At 60.2% G+C, this 925-nt stretch carries 2 pseudogenes; both read right to left on the reverse strand.

Going from position 1 to position 925, the window contains the following annotated elements:
* Window positions 1-444 (reverse strand): annotated as a pseudogene (locus ACIOU6_RS27440) (NADH-quinone oxidoreductase subunit M); the annotation flags it as partial.
* Window positions 445-483: 39 nt separating this feature from the next.
* Window positions 484-925, reverse strand: a pseudogene (locus ACIOU6_RS27445) (NADH-quinone oxidoreductase subunit L); the annotation flags it as partial.

Here is a 925-nt window from a genome sequence, read left to right on the forward strand (position 1 = left end):
CAGCATCATTTCCCAGAAGAAGAAGAACATGAACAGGTCGAGGGCGAGGAACACGCCGACAACACCGCCCAGGATCCACATCAGGTTCAGGTGGAAGAAGCCAACGTGACGTTGAATCTCTTTCCACGAGCACAGTACCGAGAGGATACCCAGCAGACCGGTCAGCAGGATCATCAACAGCGACAGGCCGTCGAGGGCCAGGTGCACGTTGATGCCGAAGCGCTGGATCCAGACATGCTTGAACTCAAGCGCCCAGGTCGGATCGGCGCCAGGCGCCGGTGCAAATGAATAATCACCATGGGCCCACAGCCAGAGGCCGAGGGCGAGTTCCAGGGTCATGGTCAACAGCGCAATCCAGCGGGGCAGGGTAGCGCCGAAGCGCTCACCCATCCAGCACAGCAGGCCGCCGATGAAGGGGATCAGGATTAGCCAAGGCAGAATCATGACGGGCTCGTTTCCTTTCGCAAATTCGCAAGGTTCATATCAGACCGCTACCAGCACGATGGCGCCAATAACCAGCACGGCACCAGCAGCCATCGAAGCAGCGTACCAACGCAGTTGACCGGTCTCGGTGCGGCTCAGGGCAGTGTGACCACCCTTGGCCATACGCGGAATCAGACCGATGGTCTGGTCGAGCGGGTCTTTGCGCAGTACGTGGCTGATCGCAAGGTAAGGCTTGACGAACAGTTTGTCGTAGATCCAGTCGAAGCCCCAGGCAGCGAACCACCAGGCCGAAAGGAAACGGCCGATGCCGCTGTTGGCGATTGCCGTCACGAAACGACGCTTGCCGAGAAACAGCAGGGCCGCCAGCAGGATACCGGCCAGGGCGATGGCGCCCGAGGCGATTTCCAGACTGTGCTTGGCTTCGCCACCGGCATGGCCAACGCTTTGCGGCAGTACGCCGTGCAGCGGTGGCACGATAATG

Source organism: Pseudomonas sp. NPDC087615, assembly GCF_044743445.1.
Classification (GTDB): Bacteria; Pseudomonadota; Gammaproteobacteria; order Pseudomonadales; family Pseudomonadaceae; genus Aquipseudomonas; species Aquipseudomonas baetica_A.